This window comes from Pigmentiphaga sp. CHJ604 (assembly GCF_036972535.1).
In the GTDB taxonomy this organism is placed as follows: Bacteria; Pseudomonadota; Gammaproteobacteria; order Burkholderiales; family Burkholderiaceae_B; genus Pigmentiphaga; species Pigmentiphaga daeguensis.
Genome location: NZ_CP136998.1, coordinates 3949560 through 3969789, shown reverse-complemented (window position 1 = coordinate 3969789; position 20230 = coordinate 3949560). Strand labels below are relative to the sequence as shown.

Below are 20230 nucleotides of genomic sequence, written 5' to 3'. Positions count from 1 at the left end.
GCCGCCGCGCCCGGCCGCTAGAGCAGCGGCACCAGCAGCAGCGCGACGATGTTGACGATCTTGATCAGCGGGTTCACCGCCGGTCCGGCCGTGTCCTTGTAGGGGTCGCCCACGGTGTCGCCGGTGACGGCGGCCTTGTGGGCCTCGGAGCCCTTGCCGCCGTGGTGGCCTTCCTCGATGTATTTCTTGGCGTTGTCCCAGGCGCCGCCGCCGGTGCACATGGAAATGGCGACGAACAGCCCGGTCACGATGGCGCCCATCAGCATGCCGCCCACCGCCATGCGCGCCGACTCGCCGCCCATCAGCACGCCGATGACCAGGGCCAGAACGATGGGCACCACCACGGGCAGCGCCGAGGGCACCATCATTTCCTTGATGGCAGCCTTGGTCAGCATGTCCACCGCCTTGCCATATTCTGGCTTGCCGGTGCCTTCCATGATGCCGGGGATCTCGGTGAACTGGCGCCGGACCTCGACCACCACCGATCCCGCGGCGCGGCCCACGGCTTCCATCGCCATCGCCGCGAACAGGAAGGGAATGAGGCCGCCCACGAACAGGCCGATGATGACGGCCGGCTCGGCCAGCGAGAAATCGACGTTCTTGCCGAGATGGTCGAGCGCGTGGGTGAAGTCGGCGAACAGCACCAGCGCGGCCAGGCCGGCCGAGCCGATGGCGTAGCCCTTGGTGACCGCCTTGGTGGTGTTGCCCACCGCGTCCAGCGGATCGGTGATGTTGCGCACCGATTCGGGCATCTGCGCCATCTCGGCGATGCCGCCGGCGTTGTCGGTGATGGGGCCGTAGGCATCCAGCGCGACGATGATGCCGGCCATGGACAGCATGGCGGTGGCCGCGACGGCGATGCCGTACAGGCCCGCCAGCGTATAGGCGGCGTAGATGGCCAGGCAGACCAGGATCACGGGCGCGGCGGTGGACTTCATCGAGACCGCCAGGCCGGCGATGATGTTGGTGCCGTGTCCGGTGGTCGAGGCCTGCGCCACGTAGCGCACCGGCTTGTATTCGGTGCCGGTGTAGTACTCGGTGATCCAGACGATCAGGCCGGTCAGCACCAGGCCCACCACCGTGCAGCCGTAGAGCCGGCCCAGGCTGTTGCCGTCGTCCAGCGGGGTGCCGGCGAACACCCAGGCCGTCAGCGGGTAGAACACCACCAGCGCCAGGATGCCCGCCACCGCCAGGCCCCGGTACAGTGCGCTCATGATGCGCTTGCCGGGGCTGGCCTTGACCGCCATGCAGCCCAGGATCGAGGCGATGATGGAGAAACCGCCCAGGACCAGCGGGTAGATCACCGCCTGCAGCGGCGCCACCTCGATCACCAGCGAGCCCAGCAGCATGGTGGCCACGATGGTGACGGCATAGGTCTCGAACAGGTCCGCCGCCATGCCGGCGCAGTCGCCCACGTTGTCGCCGACGTTGTCGGCGATGACGGCGGGATTGCGCGGGTCGTCCTCGGGGATGCCGGCCTCGACCTTGCCCACCAGGTCGGCGCCCACGTCGGCGCCCTTGGTGAAGATGCCGCCACCCAGCCGGGCGAAGATGGAAATCAGCGAGGAGCCGAACGCCAGGCCGATCAGGGGCTGCAACTGCTCGTGCAGCCCGGCGCCTTCGGCGCCCGACAGGTTGGTGCCCAGCAATACCCACAGCAGCACGGTGATGCCGGTCAGCCCCAGGCCCACCACCAGCATGCCTGTGATGGCGCCGCCGCGGAAGGCGACGGTCAGGGCTTCGTTCAAGCCCCGGGTGGCAGCCTGGGCGGTACGCACGTTGGCGCGCACCGAGACGTTCATGCCTATGAAGCCCGCGGCGCCGGAAAGCACGGCGCCCACTGCGAAGCCCAGCGCGCACGGCCAGCCCAGGCCGGGCACGAGGCCGATGACGATGAACAGCACCACGCCGACGATGGCGATGGTCGTGTACTGACGGGCGAGATAGGCTTGAGCGCCCTGCTGCACGGCCGTCGCGATTTCCACCATGCGGGTATTCCCGCTTTCCTGCTTGAGGATCCAGAAGGTGGAAATCGCGCCGAACGCCACGGCCAGAAGGCCGCATACGAGCGCGAATGACAGACCGGTTGCCATGCAACTCCTCCTTTTGTTCAACTACGAAAGTTTCAAAAACTACCGAGCAAACAAAAAACAGTGCAAGACATCCCCGATCCAGGGCACAGCGGATCCGGCTTTGCCGGTCCGCTAGTGCCGCCCCTGGGGGCGCGCGTAAGCGCGTAGGGGGGGCTTTATTTCAGCGCATCGAACAGGCGGGTCTTGATCTCGTCGACCGAGCCGACGCCGGAGATCTTGCGGTAGCGGGGCGCCTTCGCGTCGCCTTCGGCGGCCCACTGAGAGTAATAGTCGACCAGCGGCCGGGTCTGCTGCCGATAGACCTCGAGACGCTTGCGCACCGTCTCTTCCTTGTCGTCGTCGCGCTGGACGAGCGGTTCGCCCGTGACGTCGTCGACACCGGCGTTCTTGGGCGGGTTGAAGCGCAGGTGGTAGGTGCGGCCGCTGGCCAGGTGCACCCGGCGGCCGCTCATGCGTTCGATGATCTCTTCCTCGGGGACGTCCACCTCGATCACGAAATCCAGCGGCACGCCGGCCGACCGCAGCGCCTCGGCCTGGGGGATGGTGCGGGGGAATCCGTCGAACAGATAGCCATTGGCGCAGTCCGGCTCTTTCAGCCTGTCCTGGACGAGGCCGATGATGATGTCGTCGGACACGAGTCCGCCGGCATCCATGACTTTCTTGGCTTCGATGCCCAGGGGCGTGCCGGCCTTGACCGCGGCCCGCAGCATGTCGCCGGTGGAAATCTGGGGAATGCCGTAACGGTCCTTGAGGAACGCGGCCTGAGTGCCTTTGCCGGCGCCGGGCGCTCCGAGCAAGATTAGACGCATTGATGCTTCCTGATTGAGTTGGTGTTCTTGGCCTGCGGCGTTACCGGCGCACACACCGCTGGCCCGGCCCATCAGGGTCCAGGCCGCGAACTTGTCGCCGGGATGGTGATGAAGGCCGATGCGCTGCGGCATGCGGTCGATGTCGGTATGCCGACCCCCCTATGGCCGCGTGTTTCAGGCACGAGTGTCCCCAAACTTACCTCAAGCGCGCGGCGCCGGTCAAATCAGCTTTGGGCCGCCACCAGCCGCCGCACGAATTCGAGATCGGCGGCCGTGTCGACGCCCGGCGCGGGGGCCTGCGGCGTGACGTGGACCTGGATGGCATAGCCGTGCTCGAGCGCGCGCAACTGTTCCAGCGACTCCCATCGTTCGAGCCGGCCCTGGGGCAGGGTGGGGAAACGGCGCAGGAAGCCCACGCGATAGGCGTAGAGGCCGATGTGGCGCAACGCGGGCAGGCCGGGCGCGAAGACGCGCTCGCCGCCGGCCAGGGCATCGCGGGCCCAGGGGATGGGGGCGCGCGAGAAATACAGGGCATGGCCGTCGGCGCCGCAGACGACCTTGACGAAGTTGGGGTTGAACAACTCTTCGGGGGTGTCGATGGGATGCGCCGCCGTGGCGATGGCCGCCGCGCTGTGGCGGTCCAGCGTCTGGGCCACGTGGGCCACCAGCGCGGGATCGATCAGGGGTTCGTCGCCCTGGATGTTGACCACGATGTGCGTGTCGTCCAGCTCGAGCGCGTCGCAGGCCTCGGCCAGCCGGTCGGTGCCGGTCGGATGGTCGGCGCGGGTCATCAGGCTGTCGAAGCCGTGCGCGCGAACCGCGTCGCGGATGGCGGCGTCGTCGGTGGCCACCAGGATGCGGGATGCGCCGCTGGCCTCGGCCTGCCGCGCGACGCGGACGATCATGGGGACGCCGCCGATGTCCGCCAGCATCTTGCCGGGCAGGCGCGTGGAAGCGGCGCGGGCCGGGATGATGGCGGTGAAGTCGGCCTGATCAGGCATGGGGTGCCTCGGCGGCCGGGGCATCGGTCTCGTCCTGCCAGGGCTGGGCCTCGGATTCGAGCATGACCGGAATGCCGTCGCGGATCGGGAAGCTCAGGCGGTCGGCGCGGCAGCCCAGGAGGCGAGCGGCGCGGTCGTGGCGCAGGGGCCCCTTGCAGAGCGGGCAGACCAGGATGTCAAGCAGGCGTATGTCCATGGAGTCGGGTTTCCAGCCAGTCGAAGAACGCGGGGTCGGACAAATGCGCCGAAACGGTGACGGCCCACACGCGCGGGTCGTCCACCGCCGGACATTTTACGGCGTCCTTGTCGGTGACGAGTATGAGATCGGCTTCGATCGCGGCAAACGGCGGGCGCGCGTAATCGTAGTGGTCGGGCAGGCCCAGCGTGACGTCCAGCCGGACGCCGGCGCGGCGCAGCGTGGCGAAGAAGCGGCCGGGGTTGCCGATGCCCGCCACCGCGGCGATGCGGCGCATCGAGGCCAGCTCCGCCAGCGGCCGCCGTTCGCCGTCGGCCAGGCGCCAGGCGCCGTCGACGACGAGGTCCATGTCCACGGCGCGGACGCCGGCCGGCGCGGCGGGCAAGGGGGCGCCGGCGCCGCCGCTGCGATTCGTGACGATCGCGTCGACATCGCGCAGGCGAGACGCGGGCTCGCGCAGCGGACCGGCGGGCAGCAGCCGGCCGTTGCCGATGCCTCGTTCGTCCTGCACCACGATCTCGAGGTCGCGGGCCAGCGCAAGATGCTGCAGTCCATCGTCGGACAGGATCACGTCGACATGGGGGTGTGCTGCCAGCAGTGCGCGCGCGGCGTCGGCGCGGCGGGGGTGGACCGCCACCGGGACGTCGGCCTGGCGTGCGATCAGGGCCGGCTCGTCGCCGAAGTCCGCGGGGTCCAGCTGGCCGCAGCCCACGCGGGGAGCGGGGCCGACCCGCACCCCGTAGCCCCGGCTGATCACGCCCGGTTGGCGGCCGCGCGCCCGCAGGGCGCGAGCCGCGGCCACGATGAAGGGAGTCTTGCCGGTGCCGCCGACATAGACGTTGCCGACCACGACGACCGGCACGCCCACCCGCTCGGCCCGCCGCCAGCCTGCCCGGTAGCCGAGGCGCTTGGCGGCGACCACGGCCGAGGCCAGCAGGGACAGGGGGGAAAGCAGCCACGACAGCCATCCGCCCGTCTGCCACTGGCGTTGCAGCACCGAGCGCAGGGCGGGGTCCGGCATCATCTGCCCGATGCCGCCGGCGCGGCCTGTGTGGTGAATCCTATGCGCGAGATGCCGGCCCGCCCCGCCGCTTCCATGGCCCGCACCACGGCCTGGTGGGTGGCCGCGGCGTCCGCGTCGATCACCAGCGAGGGATCGTCCCGTCCGGCCGCCGCCTTGCGCAGCGCCTCGGACAACTGGTCGGCATCGGCAATGGGCAGCGCCTTGCCGTTGAGCGCGTAGCGGCCGTCGGCCGCGACCGTGACGGTCAGGCCGGCGGAGGCTTCGGCGGACTGCGCGGTCGCGTCGGGCAGGCGCACGGACAACTGGCTGAAGCGCGAGAAGGACGTGCTGGCGGCCAGGAAGATCAGGATGACCAGCAGGACGTCGATCAGCGGGATCAGGTTGATGTCGGGCTCGTCGGTATCGAGGTGGCGGCGGAAGTTCATGGGCGGGCGCCGGGCCGCATCACTCGGCTTGCAGGCTGTCGGCCAGGCGGGCGGCGGCCCGTTCCAGGTCGTGCAGGCTGTCGTTGATGCGGGCGCGGAAATAGCGGTAGAAGATCATGGCGGGGATGGCGATGAAGATGCCCAGTCCCGTGTTGTACAGTGCCACCGAGATGCCGTGCGCCAGTTGCGCGGGATCGCTGCCGGCCGGCGCGTACGAGCCGAAGATCTCGATCATGCCGACCACGGTGCCGAACAGGCCCATCAGCGGCGCCACCGCGGCGATGGTGCCGATCGCGCCGACGTAGCGGTTCAGGTTATGGGCGACCGTCTCGCCCGATTGCTCGAGCGCGTCCTTGAGCGCGGGGCGCGAGCGATGGGCGTTGCGCAGTCCCGCGGCCAGGACGCGGCCCAGCGGCGAGTCGGCTTCGAGCCGGGTCACGATTTCGGGAGTGATGCGCCGCTTTTGTACCAGGGCCAGGACGTCCTCCAGTAGCCTGGGCGGGGCGATCCTGCTTCGACGCAGGGCGAGCAGGCGTTCGACGATGAGCGTCAGCGCGATGAACGAAGTGGCGATCAGCGGCCAGATGGGCCAGCCGGCCTCGCGGACGATGGCGAGCAAGAAACCTCTCCTTTTCGATGAAGGCGAGAATGTACGGGCGTGGGCGGGCGAGGGCAAGTCGCCGGCTCGAAAGTATCCACAGAATCTGTGGATAATTATGTGTGTAACTTGGCCCCGGGCCACGAAATATGCGGTTCTTGCTAGGATGCCCGCTTTTGATTCAGTGATCGGTGAAGTTAAAAAACCAATCAAATCAATGGCTTATAAGAAAATAATGCTGTCTGTGACAGAGAAATTACTTGACAACCATAGTTTTCAAGCCTGTGGAAAGCTTCTTGCCTGGAAACCCTCATGAATTCTGGTTTTGCGTCCGCACATGACGATTTTTCGCGGGGGATCCTGACTATCTCCCAGCTAAACCGCGCGGTGGCGGGCTTGTTGGAGCGCAACATCCCTCTGGTGTGGGTGCGGGGCGAAGTGTCGAATTTCACCGCGGCGGCTTCCGGCCATTGGTATTTCACGCTCAAGGACGGAGGCGCCGCCGCGCGCGGCGTCATGTTTCGCGGACGGGCCATGCTGGTGGGCTTCACGCCCCGGGAAGGCGACCGCATCGAGGTCAGGGCGCGCGTGTCGCTGTACGAGCCGCGCGGCGATTATCAATTGCAGGTCGAGGCCATGCGCCGGGCCGGCCAGGGCGATCTGTTCGAAGCCTTCCTGCGGCTCAAGGAGAAGCTGTCGGCCGAAGGGCTGTTCGACCCGGCCCGCAAGCGCCCGACCGCGGCCGTGCCGCGCGCGCTGGGCATCGTCACGTCCCTGCAGGCGGCGGCGCTGCGCGACGTGCTGACAGCGCTGGCGCGGCGGGTGCCGCATGTCCGGGTGGTGATCTATCCGGCTCCGGTCCAGGGGGACGAGGCCGGGCCGAGGCTGGCGCAGGCCATCGCGCTCGCGAACCGGCGCGCGGAGGTCGATACGCTGCTGCTGGTGCGGGGCGGTGGCAGCATCGAGGACTTGTGGGCGTTCAACCATGAAGGGCTGGCGCGGGCCATCGTCGCCAGCGCGATCCCGGTCATCAGCGGCGTCGGCCACGAGACCGACTTCACCATCGCCGATTTCGCCGCCGACCTGCGGGCGCCCACGCCCACGGCGGCCGCCGAGATGGCGGGCCTGCCGCGCGAGCAGTGGCTGGCACGCCTGCGCCAGGCGGCCCAGGACCTGAGACGGGCGCAGCGGCGCCGTCTCGAGCAGGCCGGGCAGCGGCTCGACCGCGCGGCGGCGCAACTGATATCCCCGCGCGAGCGCCTGGCGCGGCAGCAGGAACGGCTGGCTGCGCTGGTGCGCGGCCTGGGCGCGGCCTGGGCCGGCGCCCAGCGCGACCGCGAGGCCGAGGCCGGCCTGCTGCGGCAGCGGCTGATCGCCCAGTTGCCGGACCCCGCGCGGCTGTCGGCGCGGGTGGACGACCTGGCGCGCCGCGTGCGGCAGTGCCAGGCGTACCAGCTCGCCCGCCTGCAGCAGCGGCTGGCCTCGCATGCCGCGCACCTGCGCGCGCTGGGGCCCGAGCAGACGCTGGCGCGCGGCTACGCCATCGTGCGCGACGAGCAGGGGGGCATCGTGCGCCAGGCACGCAGCTTGCAAGCCGGCGCGCGGCTCGACCTGAGCTTCGCCGAAGGCGCCGCCCAGGCCTCGGTGACGGCGGTCGAGCCCGACCGCGGGCTGGTGTGAAGGCCTCGATCCGCGCGGCCGCCAGGGCGTGACATGACTGCGTCGCCCTGGCGCGTTAACCTTGCGTGACGCGGGGACTTCCGAGCCAAGCGGCATACTTGCCGATAAAATGCCCCCGCAAACCTCCCAACCAGAAGCAGGAGCTCAGATGGAACACACTCTTCCGCAATTGCCGTATCCCCAGGACGCCTTGGCTCCGACCATCTCCAAGGAAACGCTGGAGTACCACCACGGCAAGCACCACCAGACCTACGTCACCAATCTGAACAACCTCATCAAGGGCACGGAGTTCGAGAACGCCTCGCTCGAGGACATCGTCAAGAAGTCGTCCGGCGGCATCTACAACAACGCCGCGCAGCACTGGAACCACTCCTTCTACTGGAACTGCCTGACGCCCAAAAGCACCCCGCCCGCCGGCAAGCTGGCCGATGCCATCAACGCCAAGTGGGGCAGCTTCGATGCGTTCAAGGACGCCTTCAACAAGCAGGCCGCCGCCAACTTCGGTTCGGGCTGGACCTGGCTGGTCAAGAAGGCCGACGGCTCGGTCGACATCGTCAACACCGGCGCCGCGGGCAATCCGCTGACCACCGGCGACACGCCGCTGCTGACCTGTGACGTGTGGGAACACGCCTACTACATCGACTACCGCAATGCCCGCGTGAAGTACCTCGAGAACTTCTGGGGCATCGTCAACTGGGAATTCGTGGCCAAGAACCTCGGCTGATTCCCGTCGCGGCCCCGCGGGGCCGCCGCATGACGCGCGCTGTCGCAAGCTTAGGCTTGAATGCACAGCGCGCGTTTTTCATTGTTTCAACATGAAAGCTCGACGCTCAGTGCCCTGGCGCGACCAGGCCTCCATCACCGTGCGGCGCAAGGGACGGCAGGTCCTGCGTGTATCGCGCAAGACCTTCCGCTACGCGCTGGTCCTGTGCGGGGCGGCGGTCGTGGCCTTGCTGTCGCTGGCCTTCGCCTGGCTGGCCGAGATCGCGCTGGAGTGGAACCGCCACTGGACCTCGGCCGCGCCGTGGGCCGCGCTGGTGGTCGTTCCCCTGGCGATGGCGGGCCTGCGCTGGCTGACCTTGCGGCTCGCGCCTATGGCGCGGGGCAGCGGCATTCCGCAGGTCATCGCGGCCACCTCGATCCCGGCATCCATCGCCTCCTCGGGGCTGGTGTCGCTGCGGCAGGCGCTCTGGAAGATTCCGCTGACCGCCATGGCGCTGCTGGCCGGCGCCTCGGTGGGGCGCGAGGGGCCTTCGGTACAGGTAGGCGCGGCGGCCATGCTGGCCTGGGGCAGGTTCTGGCAGGAGCGGATAGGCGTCAAGCTGGAATTCCGGGCGAACGAACTGATCGCCGCGGGCGCGGCCGGCGGCCTGGCGGCGGCATTCAATACGCCGTTGGCAGGCGTGGTGTTCGCCATCGAGGAGCTGGGACGGGGCGCGGCCGTGCGCTGGAACCGCCTGGCGTTGTCGGGCGTGCTGGCGTCGGGTTTCATCGCGCTGGCCATCGCCGGCAACAATCCTTATTTCCATGCCGCGGCGGCGGCCGGGTTCGCCCAGGGGGCGTGGGGCTGGACCCTGGCCAGCGGCGTGTTGAACGGCGCCGTGGGCGGGCTGTTCGCCGCCACGATGGTGCGCGGCGTGACGGGGCTGGTTCCGGCGCGGTGGCGCCCCTGGCTGCAGCAGCATCCGGTGCGGGTGGCCTTCCTGTGCGGCCTGGTCGTGGCGGTGCTGGGCTGCCTGACGGGCGGTGCCACCTACGGCACCGGCTATGAGCAGACCGCAGCGCTGCTGAACGGGCACCCCGTCGAGAGCGCCTGGTTCGGAATCGCCAAGTGGGCGGCGACCATCGCCTCGTACGTCTGCGGCATTCCCGGCGGCATCTTCACGCCGTCGCTGGCCATAGGCGCGGGCATGGGCGAACACATCGTGCAACTGGCCGGTCCCGCCGCCGATCCGCGCACGCTGGCGCTGGTGTCGATGGCGGCCTTCCTGGCGGCGGCGACCCAGGCCCCCATCACGGCCAGCGTGATCGTCATGGAGATGACGCGCAGCCAGGACCTGATGTTCCACCTGCTGATGGCCACGCTCGTCGCGTCGCTGGTGTCCCGGCAATTCTGCCCGCGGCCGTTCTATCACGCGATGGCGCTGCGTTTTCACAAGGAAGTCATGCATCCCCACCACCGGCCATCCGCCGGGCCTGCAAACGCCGCGCCGCCAAGTGGTGCCCAAATGTAATTTTGTGAAGTCCATGCTTCACAATAGGGGGCTCTCACCCTCTAATAGCGGCTACGGAAAGCACGCACGAAGGCGTGTCCGGGGGATTTCATGGCAGACAAGAAGAAGGCGGCCGCCTGGGCCGCGGGCGTGGTATTGCTGGCCGCGGTGGCGGTCGGCGCATGGTGGGCGGGCAAGCAGTCCGGGGGAGGGGGCGGCGAGCCGCCCGCCTCCGAGCTGGTCGGCAGTGCCGATCCCTTCACATTGCTCGAGTGCAGGACGCGGTTGTTCGACGAGTCGCTGGCGCTGGCCGTGACGTTCTCGCAGCCGCTCGACCGCCGCCAGTCGCTGGGCAAGCTGCTGCAGGTGGTCGACCTGGGAGCGGCCTCGGGCGACGACGAGGCCGCCAAGACCCAGGGCAAGCCGCAGCCCGGCCAGGCGCTGCCGGAAGGCAAGCCGGTGGCGGGCGAATGGTCGCTGGGCGACAACCCGCGCGTCGCCTATTTTCCCTACATCCAGCCGAACCGCCGCTATGCGATCGCCGTACCCGAGTCCGTCAAGGGCGCGGGCGGCCAGGCGCTGCCCGAGGCCTTCGGCTGCGAGGTGGCCAGCGAAGCCATGCCGCCGTCCTTCTATTTCGCCAGCCGCGGGGTGGTGCTGCCCGCGGGCCAGAACGGCGGGCTGCCGGTGGTCACGGTCAATACGCCCGAGGTCGACGTCCAGTTCCTGCGCATCGACCCGGCGCAGTTCCCCCGGTTCTTCGAGCAGGTGCTGGGCGTGCGCCGGCCCGTCGCCAAGACCGACCCGGACGCCGAGGACGAGAGCGACGAAGACGACGAGTGGCGCTACAGCGGCAACCGCAGCCTGAAGGGCACGGTGGGAAGCTGGGACCTGGACCGCCTGAAGGACGTGACGCGCAGCGTCTATGCCGGCCGCTTCCTGACCGACGACAAGGCCAACCGCCGCCACGTCACCTTCCTGCCGGTCGAGGGCATCAAGGAACTGAAGGACCCCGGGATCTACGTGGCCGTGATGAGCCAGCCCGGACGTTTCCGCGACGAATACCAGGTCACCTACTTCTACGTCAGCGATATCGGCCTGCATACGCGGCGTTATGCCGGCCAGCTCGACGCGTTCGCGACCTCGCTCAAGAGCGGCAAGGCGATGGACGACGTCGAGTTCGAACTGTTGGACGCGAACGCGAAGTCGCTCGGCCGCGCCAAGGCCGACGGGCAAGGGCGGGCCGTGTTCACCGGCAGCTTCGAGGCCGCGCGCATCCTGCTGGCGCGCCGGGGCGCGGAGCTGTCCGTGGTGGCGTTGGCCGAGCCCGCGCTGGACCTGTCCGAGTTCGACGTGGGCGGCTATCCGTCCCGCGACAACAAGCTGTTCGTCTATGCCGGCCGCGATCTCTACCGGCCGGGCGAGCGCTTCGACGTATCCGTGCTGGTGCGCGACGCCGACGGACGGGCCGTGCAGGCCGCGCCCATCACCGCCACGCTGAAGCGGCCGGACGGCCGTACCGTGCGCACCGCCCTGTGGCGGCCCGACGCGCAGGTGCCGGGCTACGTGCGGGAGGCCATCGAACTGCCAGCCGACGCGCAGACGGGTACCTGGCTGCTGGAGACGCGGCTGGATCCGGCGGCCCGCGCGGCGGATGCCTCGTGGAAGTTCCAGGTGGAAGAGTTCCTGCCCGAGCGCATGAAGCTGGACCTGAAGTCGCGCGAAGGCGTGCTGGAGGCCGGCCGGCCCCTGAACGTGAAGGTGCAGGGCGACTACCTGTACGGCGCGCCCGCGGCCGGCAACCGGCTGTTGGGGACGGTATCCATCGAGCGCGACCGCTATGCGCTGCCACGGCAATGGCCGGGCTTCCTGTTCGGCGACTTCGCCGACGACGATCGCAAGCAGCGGCGCGACCTGGAGGAGACCACGCTGGACGACAAGGGCGCGGCGGCCGTCGCCGTGCCGGTGGACGTGTCCGGCACCGCCTCGCCCATGAAGGTGAAGGCCAGCTTCAGCCTGCTGGAATCGGGCGGCCGCCCCGTGGTGCGTTCCATCGAGCGCAGCGTCTGGCCGGCGCCGTCCCTGATCGGCGTGCGCCCGCTGTTCGATCGCGACGTCGCGCGCGAGGGCACGATGGCCGAGTTCGAGGCGGTGCGCGTGGATCCGCAGGGCAAGGTCGTGCCGCTCAAGCAGGCCCAGTTGCGCGTATATCGCGAAGAACGGGTGTACTACTGGCGCTTCGACGATCAGCGCGGATGGAACAGCGGATTCACCGAAACCGAGGAACTGGTCGAGTCGCGCGTGCTGGCGCTGCCCGACCGCGTGAAGTTCGGCGTGCCGGTCAAGTGGGGCCGCTACCGGCTGGAGCTGAGCGATCCGGAGCACGGCGATACGCTGCGCTACCGCTTCTATGCCGGCTGGGGAGCCCAGGATGCGGAAGAAATGGGCAACCGCCCGGACCGGGTGCAGCTCAAGCTGGACCACGCGCCCGTGCGCGAGGGCGAGACGGTCAAGCTGTCTATCACGCCGCCCCACGACGGCGAGGCGCTGATCGCGGTCGAGGGCGGCACCATGCTGTGGAGCCAGCGCACCAGCGTGAAGGCGTCGGGGTCCACGGTCGAGATCCCGGTTGGCAAGGACTGGAGCCGCCACGACCTGTACGTGTCGGTCACCGTGTTCCGTCCGGGCAGCCAGGGAGACCGCGTCACGCCGGCGCGCGCGCTGGGCCTGGCCTATCTGCCGCTGTCCCGCGACGATCGCAGGCTGGCCGTGGAACTGGCCGCGCCGGCCAAGGTGCTGCCCGAGAAGCGGACCACCGTGAAGGTCAAGGTCGGCAACGCGGGGCAGGGCCAGCAGGCGTACGTGACGCTGTCCGCGGTCGACGTGGGCATCCTGAACATCACGCGCTATGCGACGCCCGACCCCTTCGACTTCTTCTTCGGCAAGCACCGCTATGCGCCCGAGCTGCTGGACCTGTACGGCAAGCTGATCGAGAAGATGGAAGGCACGCAGGGCAAGCTGAAATGGGGCGGGGACGCCGCGATGCGCGACACCCGCAGCATGCCGGTGAAGGTGCGGCTGGTGGACCTGTTCAGCGGGCCGGTGCGGCTGGACGAGCAGGGCGAGGCGCAGATTCCGCTCGACCTGCCCGACTTCAACGGCACGCTGCGCCTGATGGCCTCGGCCTTCACGCCCGACCGCTTCGGCAACGCGCAGGCCGAGATGGTGGTGGCGGCGCCGGTGGTGGCCGAGTTGTCGACGCCGCGCTTCATCAGCCCGGGCGACGAGGCAGCGATCGCGCTGGACGTGACCAACCTGAGCGGCGCGCCGCAGACGCTGACGGTGAACCTCGAGGGCCTGGACCCGGTACGGATACGGGGCGGGTCGCAAAGCGTGAGCCTGGCCAACCAGCAGCGCACCACGCTGCGCTTCGTGGCCGAGGCCACGGGCGCCTACGGGCTGGGGCGGCTGCGATTGACGGTCGACGGCCAGGGAGGCGCGAACCCCATCCGCATCGTGCGCGAGTCGCTGTTGCAGGTCCAGCCGCCGGTCGCGGCGACGCGCGACGTGCGCCGCGTCCGGCTGGGACAGGGCGAGAGCCTGAAGCTGGAGTCCAGCTGGATCGCGAAGCTGTATCCGGATTCGGCCAGCGCCAGCGTGGCGATCTCCAACAAGCCGCCGTTCAACGTCAAGCGCCTGGTTCAGGGGCTGCTGGACTATCCCTATGGATGCCTGGAGCAGACCGCCAGCGCGGCCTATCCCCATGTATTCATCGGCGAGGACGAAGCCCGTGCCTGGGGGCTGACGCCGCGCACGCGGGCCGAGCGCGAACGCATGATCGAAGGCGCGGTCGGCCGTATCGCCGGCATGCAGAAGGCAGGCGGCGGCTTCGCGCTGTGGGGCGACGGTGCCCAGGAGATCTGGCTGTCGGCCTATGTGACAGGCTTCCTGCAGGATGCCCGCACGGCGGGTTTCAACGTGCCCGACCTGGTGTCGCGCCGCGCCTCCGACTGGTTGCTGAGCCAGTTGCAGCAATCCTCGGCCAACTTCCCCAGCCTGCCGCAGAACCTGCTGGCCCAGCTTGCCGCCGGCCCCGGCCAGCGGCTGCGTGACAACGACTACAACCTGCTGCGCGACAGCCATCGCCGCTTCGCCGAGCTGGCCAACGCGGCCTACGTGCTGGCCCGCGAGCAGAAGGCGCCGTTGTCCACCCTGCGGGTGCTGTACGACAACTACCGCGACCGCTCGCGCTCGCCGTTGCCGCTGGTGCACCTGGGCATCGCCCTGAAGCTGATGGGCGACGAGACGCGCGCGCGTTCGGCCTTCGACGAGGCGATGACGCGCGGCTACGGCATCGACGTCAATCGCTACGGCGGCTATGGCGAATGGCTGGGCGACTACGGTTCGGCGCTGCGCGACTACGCGATGTCCTATGCGTTGATGATGCAGCACCAGATCGATCATCCGCGGCGCGAGGCCCTGCTGGGCGACGTGGCCGGCCGCCTGGGCAGCCGCAGCTATCTGTCCACCCAGGAGCAACTGGCGCTGTTCCTGGCCGCGCGGGCGGCGGGCGGCGTTGCCGGGGCGCAATGGACGGCGAGGCTGCGCACGGCCCAGGGCGAGCAACAGCTCAGTTCGCGCGACACCGAGGCACGCAGCTTCACGGCCGCGCAGCTGGCCGGCGGCGTGGACATCGTCAATACGCAGGCCGATCCGCTGTTCGTCGAGGTGGACGTGCAGGGCTACCCGCGCCAGGCCGAGGCGCCGCGCGCCTCCGGCGTCACGATCGCGCGCAGCTGGTACGAGTCGGACGGACGTCCCTGGAACGGCCGTCCGCTGCAGACCGGCGAGATGCTGATCGTCAAGCTGGACGTCGCCTCCGACCGCCGCATCGAGGACGCGCTGGTGGTGGACCGCGTGCCCGCGGGGCTCGAGGTCGAGAACATGAACCTGAGCCAGGGACCGGACATGGCGGACTGGAAGGTGGGCGGCGTGCAGGTGTCCGAGGCGTTGAACGACACGCGCATCAAGCACCGCGAGTACCGTGACGATCGTTATGTCGCGGCCGTGGCCATACAGGGGCCGGTCACCGTTTTCTATCGCGTGCGGGTGGTCACGCCGGGCCGCTTCGTCGTGCCCGCGCCGGTGGTCGAGGACATGTACCGTCCCGAGATCCGCGCCGTGGGTGCGTCTTCCGGCCCGCTGGTGATCAGCGACCCGCGCGGAGGCGCGCGCTGAGGCGGCGCTGGTTCGCCGCCGCGGCGGCGGGAGCGGTCGCGCTGGGGGCGCTGTGGGCGGCGGACCGGATGCATCCGCTACCGGCCCAGGCCTTCCGGCCGGCCGATGGTGGCCTGGTGGTCACGTCGGCCGACGGCAGCCCCCTGCGTGCCTATCCGGGCGAGGACGGCATCTGGCGCTACCCCGTTTCGCCCGAGGACGTGTCCCCGCTGTATCTCCAGGCGCTGCTGACCTACGAGGACCGCTGGTTCTACTGGCATGGTGGCATCAATCCCTACGCCATGGCGCGCGCGGCCTGGCAGTGGGCGGCTTCGGGCCGCATCGTCTCGGGCGGTTCGACCCTGACCATGCAGGTCGCGCGCATGATCGACCCGACGCTGCGCGGCGCACCGCGCAGCATGGGTGCCAAGCTGCGCCAGATGGCGCGGGCGGTGCAACTGGAATGGCACCTGTCCAAGCGCGACATCCTGGCCCTGTACCTGAATCATGCGCCCATGGGCGGCATCGTCGAAGGCGTCGAGATGGCCAGCCGCGCCTACCTGGGCAAGCCGTCGCGCCAGCTGAGCCATGCCGAGGCCGCGCTGCTGACGGCGTTGCCGCAGGCGCCGTCCCGGCTGCGGCCCGACCGCGCGCCCGAGGCGGCCCGGGCGGCGCGCGACAAGGTGCTCGCCCGGATGGTCGAGCGCGGCCGCTGGACCGCCGAGGTGGCCGGGGATGCGCGCATCGAGCGCGTGATCGTGCAGCCGCTGCGCGGCCACTGGCTGGCGCCGCTGGCCGCCGAACGCCTGCGCCAGCGGCCGCGGGGGACCGCCGCGGCCCGCCGCGTGGTCCGGTCCACCCTGGACGCCGAATGGCAGTCCATCGTCGAGGACATGCTGCTGGATCGCGTGGATACGCTGCCGCCCAAGGTGTCGATGGCCGTGCTGGTGATGGACAACGACAGCATGGAGGCGCGTGTCTACGCGGGATCGGCCGATTTTTCCGACGCCCGCCGGGCGGCCCACGTGGACATGGTCCGGGGCGTGCGTTCGCCGGGCTCGACGCTCAAGCCCTTCCTGTACGCGATGGCGCTGGACGAGGGCATGATCCATTCCGAGAGCCTGCTGGTCGACGCGCCGCAGACCTTCGGCGGCTACCGGCCGGGCAATTTCCAGGCGTCCTTCTCGGGGGCGGTCAGCGTGTCCGAGGCCTTGCAGCGTTCGCTCAACGTGCCCGCGGTCGACCTGCTCGATCGCATCGGCCCAGCGCGCTTCGCATCGGCGCTGCGCGCGGGCGGGCTGCGCCTGCGCATCCCGGCGGGCGCGGCCCCCAACCTGAGCCTGATCCTGGGCGGGGCGGGTACCACGCTGGAAGAGCTGGTGGGCGCCTACCGCGCCTTGGCGCGCGGCGGCATCGCCGGCCGCGTGCGGCTGACCGCCGACGAGCCGCGCGTCGAGTCCCGCATCATGAGCGAGGGCGCGGCCTTCATCGTGCGCGACATCCTGGAGAGCGGCGGCCGGCCCGACCGGCCGTTCTATGCCGGCGGCCGGGGGCTGGCCTGGAAGACCGGCACGAGCTTCGGCTTTCGCGATGCCTGGGCCGTGGGCGTGACCGATGCCTGGACGCTGGGCGTCTGGGTGGGCCGGCCCGACGGCACGCCCAATCCCGGTTTTTTCGGCGCCAACGTCGCCGCGCCGCTGCTGCAGGACCTGGTGGCAGCGCTGCCGGCGGCCGCGCCCGTTCCCCGCGTGCCGCCCGCCTCGGTACGCGCGCAGTCGATCTGCTGGCCGCTGGGCCTGCGGACCGACAGCACGCCCGAAGGCATGTGCCTGCAACGCCGCCAGGCCTGGGCGCTGGACGATGCCGTGCCGCCCACGCTGCCCGAGCGCGGAACGCAGGGCGGACTGGTGGAGACGATCTGGGTCGATCCCCGCTCGGGAATGCGCACCGATCCGGGATGCCGCGTGCCGGGCACGCCCAGGCAGGTCGCGCGCTGGCCGTTGGCCCTGCAGCCGTGGGCGGAGGCGGGAATGCTGCCCGGAACCGGCGCGGCGCGCTGGCATCCGGCGTGCGGGGCAGTCTCGCACGCGGGCGCGGGCGTGCGGCTCGAAGGCCTGGACACGGGGGCGATCCTGCGCCCGGTGCCGGGACGCGACCGGATCGACGTGCAACTGCGGGCGCTGGGCGGCGACGGGACGCTGTGGTGGATGCTGGATGGCAAGCCGGTCCGCCGCACCGATGGCGCGAGTCCGGTCTCGCTGCGTTTCACCTCGAACGGCGCGCATACCGTCACCGTGATGGACGAGGGCGGTCGCTACGACAGCGTGCGCTTCGCCGTGCGCGGACTGCCGGAACACGTTCGGAATGACGGCTCGGGAGGCTTATGATGATTCTGGCCTCTTGCCCCTCGTGCGTAATCGATGTTTAATATTCGAACAATAGTTCGCGTATAGAACTTTTCCGTTTTGCAATCAGGTACGCCACCTGCGTCCCCCCGGACGGCAGGCATCGTGCGGAGACATAGATGATCAACAAAATCGTGGCTTCGGTGGCCGAAGCGCTGGCCGGCGTCAAGGACGGCTCCACCATATTGGTAGGCGGGTTCGGCACGGCCGGCCTGCCCAACGCGCTGATCGACGGGCTGATCGAGCAGGGCGCCAAGGATCTCGTGGTGGTGAACAACAACGCCGGCAACGGCTATACGGGCCTGGCCGCGCTGCTGCAGACCGGGCGCGTGCGCAAGGTGATCTGCTCCTTCCCGCGGCAGACCGACTCCTACGTGTTCGACGAGCTCTATCGCGCCAAGAAGATCGAGCTCGAGCTCGTGCCCCAGGGCAACCTGGCCGAGCGCATCCGCGCCGCCGGCGCGGGCGTGGGCGCCTTCTACACGCCCACCGGCTTCGGCACGCTGCTGGCCGAGGGCAAGGAAACGCGGCACATCAACGGCCGCGACTACGTGCTGGAATACCCCATCCACGGCGACGTGGCGCTGATCTCGGCCTACAAGGGCGATCGCTGGGGCAACCTGACCTATCGCAAGACCGCGCGCAACTTCGGGCCCATCATGGCGACCGCCGCCAGGATGGCCATCGCCCAGGTGCACGAAACCGTCGAACTGGGCGAGCTCGATCCGGAAGCGGTCGTGACGCCCGGCATTTTCGTCAAGCGCGTGGTGGCCGTCGGGGCCCAAGCCAACGCCCAACAGGCCGCCTGAGGAACATGCACATGAACAAGATGAATCGAGACCAGATGGCCCAGCGCGTGGCGCGCGACATTCCCGAGGGCGCCTACGTGAACCTGGGCATCGGCCTGCCCACGCTGGTGGCCAACCACCTGCCGGCCGATCGCGAGGTCCTGCTGCACACCGAGAACGGCCTCCTGGGCATGGGCCCCGCGCCCGAGAAGGGCCAGGAGGACTGGGACCTGATCAACGCCGGCAAGCAGCCAGTCACCGCGCTGCCCGGTGCCGCCTATTTCCACCACGCCGATTCCTTCGCGATGATGCGCGGCGGCCACCTGGACATCTGCGTGCTGGGTGCCTTCCAGGTGTCGGTCAAGGGCGACCTGGCCAACTGGCACACCGGCGCGCCGGACGCCATCCCCGCCGTGGGCGGCGCGATGGACCTGGCCATCGGCGCCAAGCAGGTATTCGTGATGATGGACCTGCTGACCAAGACGGGGTCCAGCAAGCTGGTGGAAACCTGCTCCTATCCGCTGACCGGCGTCGGCTGCGTGAGCCGGGTCTATTCCGACCTGGCCGTGTTCGACATCAAGAAGGACGGGGTCTACGTCAGCGATGTGGTCGACGGACTGTCGTTCGACGAGTTGCAGCGCCTGTGCGGCGTGCCGCTGCGCAAGGCCTGACGCCATGGACGCCTTCGTCTACAACGCCCATGCCGCCCGCGTGGTGTTCGGCGCGGGTTCGCTGCAGCACCTGGAACGGGAGATCGGGCTGCTGGGCGCGCAGCGGGCGCTGGTGTTGTCCACGCCCGGCCAGCGCAAGCTGGCCGAGCGCGTGGCGGCCCTGCTGGGGGCGAAGGCGGCGGGTATCTTCGACGGCGCGGTCATGCATGTGCCGATCGAGGCGGCCCGCCAGGCGCGCGACGAGGCGCGCCGGCTGGAGGCCGACTGCGCCGTCGCCATCGGCGGCGGCTCCACGGTGGGCCTGGGCAAGGCCATCGCGCTCGAGTCGGGGCTGCCGATCCTGGCCATTCCCACGACCTACGCCGGTTCCGAGATGACGCCCATCTACGGCATCACCGAAGGCGGGCTGAAAAAGACGGGCAAGGACGCGCGCGTGCTGCCGCGTACCGTGATCTACGATCCCGACCTGTCGACGGGGCTGCCGGTGGGGCTGTCGGTCACCAGCGCCATGAATGCCATGGCGCATGCCGCCGAAGGCCTCTACGCGCAGGACAGCAATCCCATCATGTCGCTGATGGCCGAAGAAGGCCTGACGGCCATGTCCCGCGCCTTGCCGGGCATCGTGCGCCGGTCCGGCGACATCGAGGCCCGCTCGCAGGCGCTGTATGGCGCCTGGCTGTGCGGCACCGTGCTGGGCAACGTCGGCATGGCCCTGCACCACAAGCTTTGCCACACGCTGGGCGGCAGCTTCAACCTGCCGCACGCCGAATGCCATACCATCGTGCTGCCGCATGCGATGGCCTACAACGCCCCGGCCGCGCCGGAGGCCATGGCCCGCATCGCGCGTGCCATCGGCACCCAGGACGCGGCGGCGGGGCTCTACGATCTTGCCCGCGACAACGGCGCCCCCGTTGCCCTGCGGGATCTCGGCATGCCGGAGGCCGATCTCGATCGCGCCGCCGACATCGCGGTGTCCAATCCCTATTGGAACCCGCGTCCCATCGAGCGCACGGCCATCCGCGCGCTGCTGCAGAACGCCTGGGCGGGTGTACGCCCGGTCACCAACGTCAGTCGCAACCCCTAGAACAGTTTTACCCAATCCGAGACAGA

15 protein-coding genes are annotated in these 20230 nt (G+C 69.6%); 8 read left to right on the top strand and 7 right to left on the bottom strand.

Features of this window, described 5'->3' with window-relative positions; translation table 11 throughout:
* Positions 1-17 precede the first annotated feature (17 nt).
* The 7 genes from R4823_RS19115 to R4823_RS19085 form a co-directional block, all read right to left on the bottom strand.
* The gene (locus tag R4823_RS19115; RefSeq protein WP_087839649.1) at positions 18-2093 is read right to left on the bottom strand and encodes a sodium-translocating pyrophosphatase; all 2076 of its coding nucleotides are present in this window, start codon (positions 2091-2093) and stop codon (positions 18-20) included.
* A gap of 155 nt (positions 2094-2248) precedes the next feature.
* Positions 2249-2902 (bottom strand): adenylate kinase, encoded by a 654-nt coding sequence (gene adk / locus R4823_RS19110; protein WP_087839648.1) that lies wholly within the window; start codon positions 2900-2902, stop codon positions 2249-2251.
* 224 nt (positions 2903-3126) lie between these two features.
* Complete coding sequence (kdsB, locus tag R4823_RS19105) at positions 3127-3903, bottom strand: 3-deoxy-manno-octulosonate cytidylyltransferase (RefSeq protein ID WP_087839647.1); 777 nt, start codon at positions 3901-3903, stop codon at positions 3127-3129.
* Complete coding sequence (locus tag R4823_RS19100; RefSeq protein ID WP_087839646.1) at positions 3896-4099, bottom strand: Trm112 family protein; 204 nt, start codon at positions 4097-4099, stop codon at positions 3896-3898. Before R4823_RS19100 ends, kdsB begins: the two co-directional genes overlap by 8 nt.
* Complete coding sequence (lpxK, locus tag R4823_RS19095; protein WP_087839645.1) at positions 4080-5123, bottom strand: tetraacyldisaccharide 4'-kinase; 1044 nt, start codon at positions 5121-5123, stop codon at positions 4080-4082. Before lpxK ends, R4823_RS19100 begins: the two co-directional genes overlap by 20 nt.
* Complete coding sequence (locus R4823_RS19090) at positions 5120-5548, bottom strand: biopolymer transporter ExbD (protein WP_087839644.1); 429 nt, start codon at positions 5546-5548, stop codon at positions 5120-5122. The genes lpxK and R4823_RS19090 overlap by 4 nt, the downstream gene beginning before the upstream one ends.
* A gap of 19 nt (positions 5549-5567) precedes the next feature.
* Positions 5568-6167, bottom strand: coding sequence for a MotA/TolQ/ExbB proton channel family protein (locus tag R4823_RS19085; RefSeq protein ID WP_087839643.1), 600 nt, complete (start codon positions 6165-6167; stop codon positions 5568-5570).
* Between the two features lie 291 nt (positions 6168-6458).
* Between R4823_RS19085 and xseA the strand changes: the two genes are divergently transcribed.
* The 8 genes from xseA to R4823_RS19045 all read left to right on the top strand — a co-directional run bounded on the left by xseA (position 6459) and on the right by R4823_RS19045 (position 20204).
* Positions 6459-7826, top strand: coding sequence for an exodeoxyribonuclease VII large subunit (xseA, locus tag R4823_RS19080; RefSeq protein WP_087839642.1), 1368 nt, complete (start codon positions 6459-6461; stop codon positions 7824-7826).
* 148 nt (positions 7827-7974) lie between these two features.
* Positions 7975-8550: a Fe-Mn family superoxide dismutase gene (locus R4823_RS19075; protein ID WP_087839641.1), complete on the top strand. Its 576-nt coding sequence runs from the start codon at positions 7975-7977 to the stop codon at positions 8548-8550.
* Between the two features lie 91 nt (positions 8551-8641).
* Positions 8642-10060, top strand: a complete 1419-nt coding sequence (locus tag R4823_RS19070; protein WP_087839640.1) for a chloride channel protein — start codon at positions 8642-8644, stop codon at positions 10058-10060.
* Between the two features lie 90 nt (positions 10061-10150).
* Entirely contained in the window at positions 10151-15277 is a 5127-nt protein-coding gene (locus R4823_RS19065) for an alpha-2-macroglobulin (RefSeq protein ID WP_087839639.1), read from the top strand.
* A gap of 68 nt (positions 15278-15345) precedes the next feature.
* Positions 15346-17643, top strand: coding sequence for a penicillin-binding protein 1C (gene pbpC / locus R4823_RS19060; RefSeq protein ID WP_087839638.1), 2298 nt, complete (start codon positions 15346-15348; stop codon positions 17641-17643).
* A gap of 137 nt (positions 17644-17780) precedes the next feature.
* Positions 17781-18470 (top strand): 3-oxoacid CoA-transferase subunit A, encoded by a 690-nt coding sequence (locus tag R4823_RS19055; RefSeq protein ID WP_087839637.1) that lies wholly within the window; start codon positions 17781-17783, stop codon positions 18468-18470.
* 11 nt (positions 18471-18481) lie between these two features.
* The gene (locus R4823_RS19050; RefSeq protein ID WP_087839636.1) at positions 18482-19120 is read left to right on the top strand and encodes a 3-oxoacid CoA-transferase subunit B; all 639 of its coding nucleotides are present in this window, start codon (positions 18482-18484) and stop codon (positions 19118-19120) included.
* A gap of 4 nt (positions 19121-19124) precedes the next feature.
* Positions 19125-20204, top strand: coding sequence for a maleylacetate reductase (locus R4823_RS19045; RefSeq protein ID WP_087839635.1), 1080 nt, complete (start codon positions 19125-19127; stop codon positions 20202-20204).
* Positions 20205-20230: the final 26 nt, after the last annotated feature.

Coding starts and splice junctions, on each gene's coding strand:
- R4823_RS19100 (WP_087839646.1), bottom strand. CDS start 4,099: ATGGACATACGCCTGCTTGACATCCTGGTCTGCCCGCTCTGCAAGGGG.
- R4823_RS19055 (WP_087839637.1), top strand. CDS start 17,781: ATGATCAACAAAATCGTGGCTTCGGTGGCCGAAGCGCTGGCCGGCGTC.
- R4823_RS19045 (WP_087839635.1), top strand. CDS start 19,125: ATGGACGCCTTCGTCTACAACGCCCATGCCGCCCGCGTGGTGTTCGGC.
- R4823_RS19050 (WP_087839636.1), top strand. CDS start 18,482: ATGAACAAGATGAATCGAGACCAGATGGCCCAGCGCGTGGCGCGCGAC.
- R4823_RS19065 (WP_087839639.1), top strand. CDS start 10,151: ATGGCAGACAAGAAGAAGGCGGCCGCCTGGGCCGCGGGCGTGGTATTG.
- R4823_RS19075 (WP_087839641.1), top strand. CDS start 7,975: ATGGAACACACTCTTCCGCAATTGCCGTATCCCCAGGACGCCTTGGCT.
- xseA (WP_087839642.1), top strand. CDS start 6,459: ATGAATTCTGGTTTTGCGTCCGCACATGACGATTTTTCGCGGGGGATC.
- R4823_RS19115 (WP_087839649.1), bottom strand. CDS start 2,093: ATGGCAACCGGTCTGTCATTCGCGCTCGTATGCGGCCTTCTGGCCGTG.
- adk (WP_087839648.1), bottom strand. CDS start 2,902: ATGCGTCTAATCTTGCTCGGAGCGCCCGGCGCCGGCAAAGGCACTCAG.
- R4823_RS19070 (WP_087839640.1), top strand. CDS start 8,642: ATGAAAGCTCGACGCTCAGTGCCCTGGCGCGACCAGGCCTCCATCACC.
- pbpC (WP_087839638.1), top strand. CDS start 15,346: ATGCATCCGCTACCGGCCCAGGCCTTCCGGCCGGCCGATGGTGGCCTG.
- lpxK (WP_087839645.1), bottom strand. CDS start 5,123: ATGATGCCGGACCCCGCCCTGCGCTCGGTGCTGCAACGCCAGTGGCAG.
- kdsB (WP_087839647.1), bottom strand. CDS start 3,903: ATGCCTGATCAGGCCGACTTCACCGCCATCATCCCGGCCCGCGCCGCT.
- R4823_RS19090 (WP_087839644.1), bottom strand. CDS start 5,548: ATGAACTTCCGCCGCCACCTCGATACCGACGAGCCCGACATCAACCTG.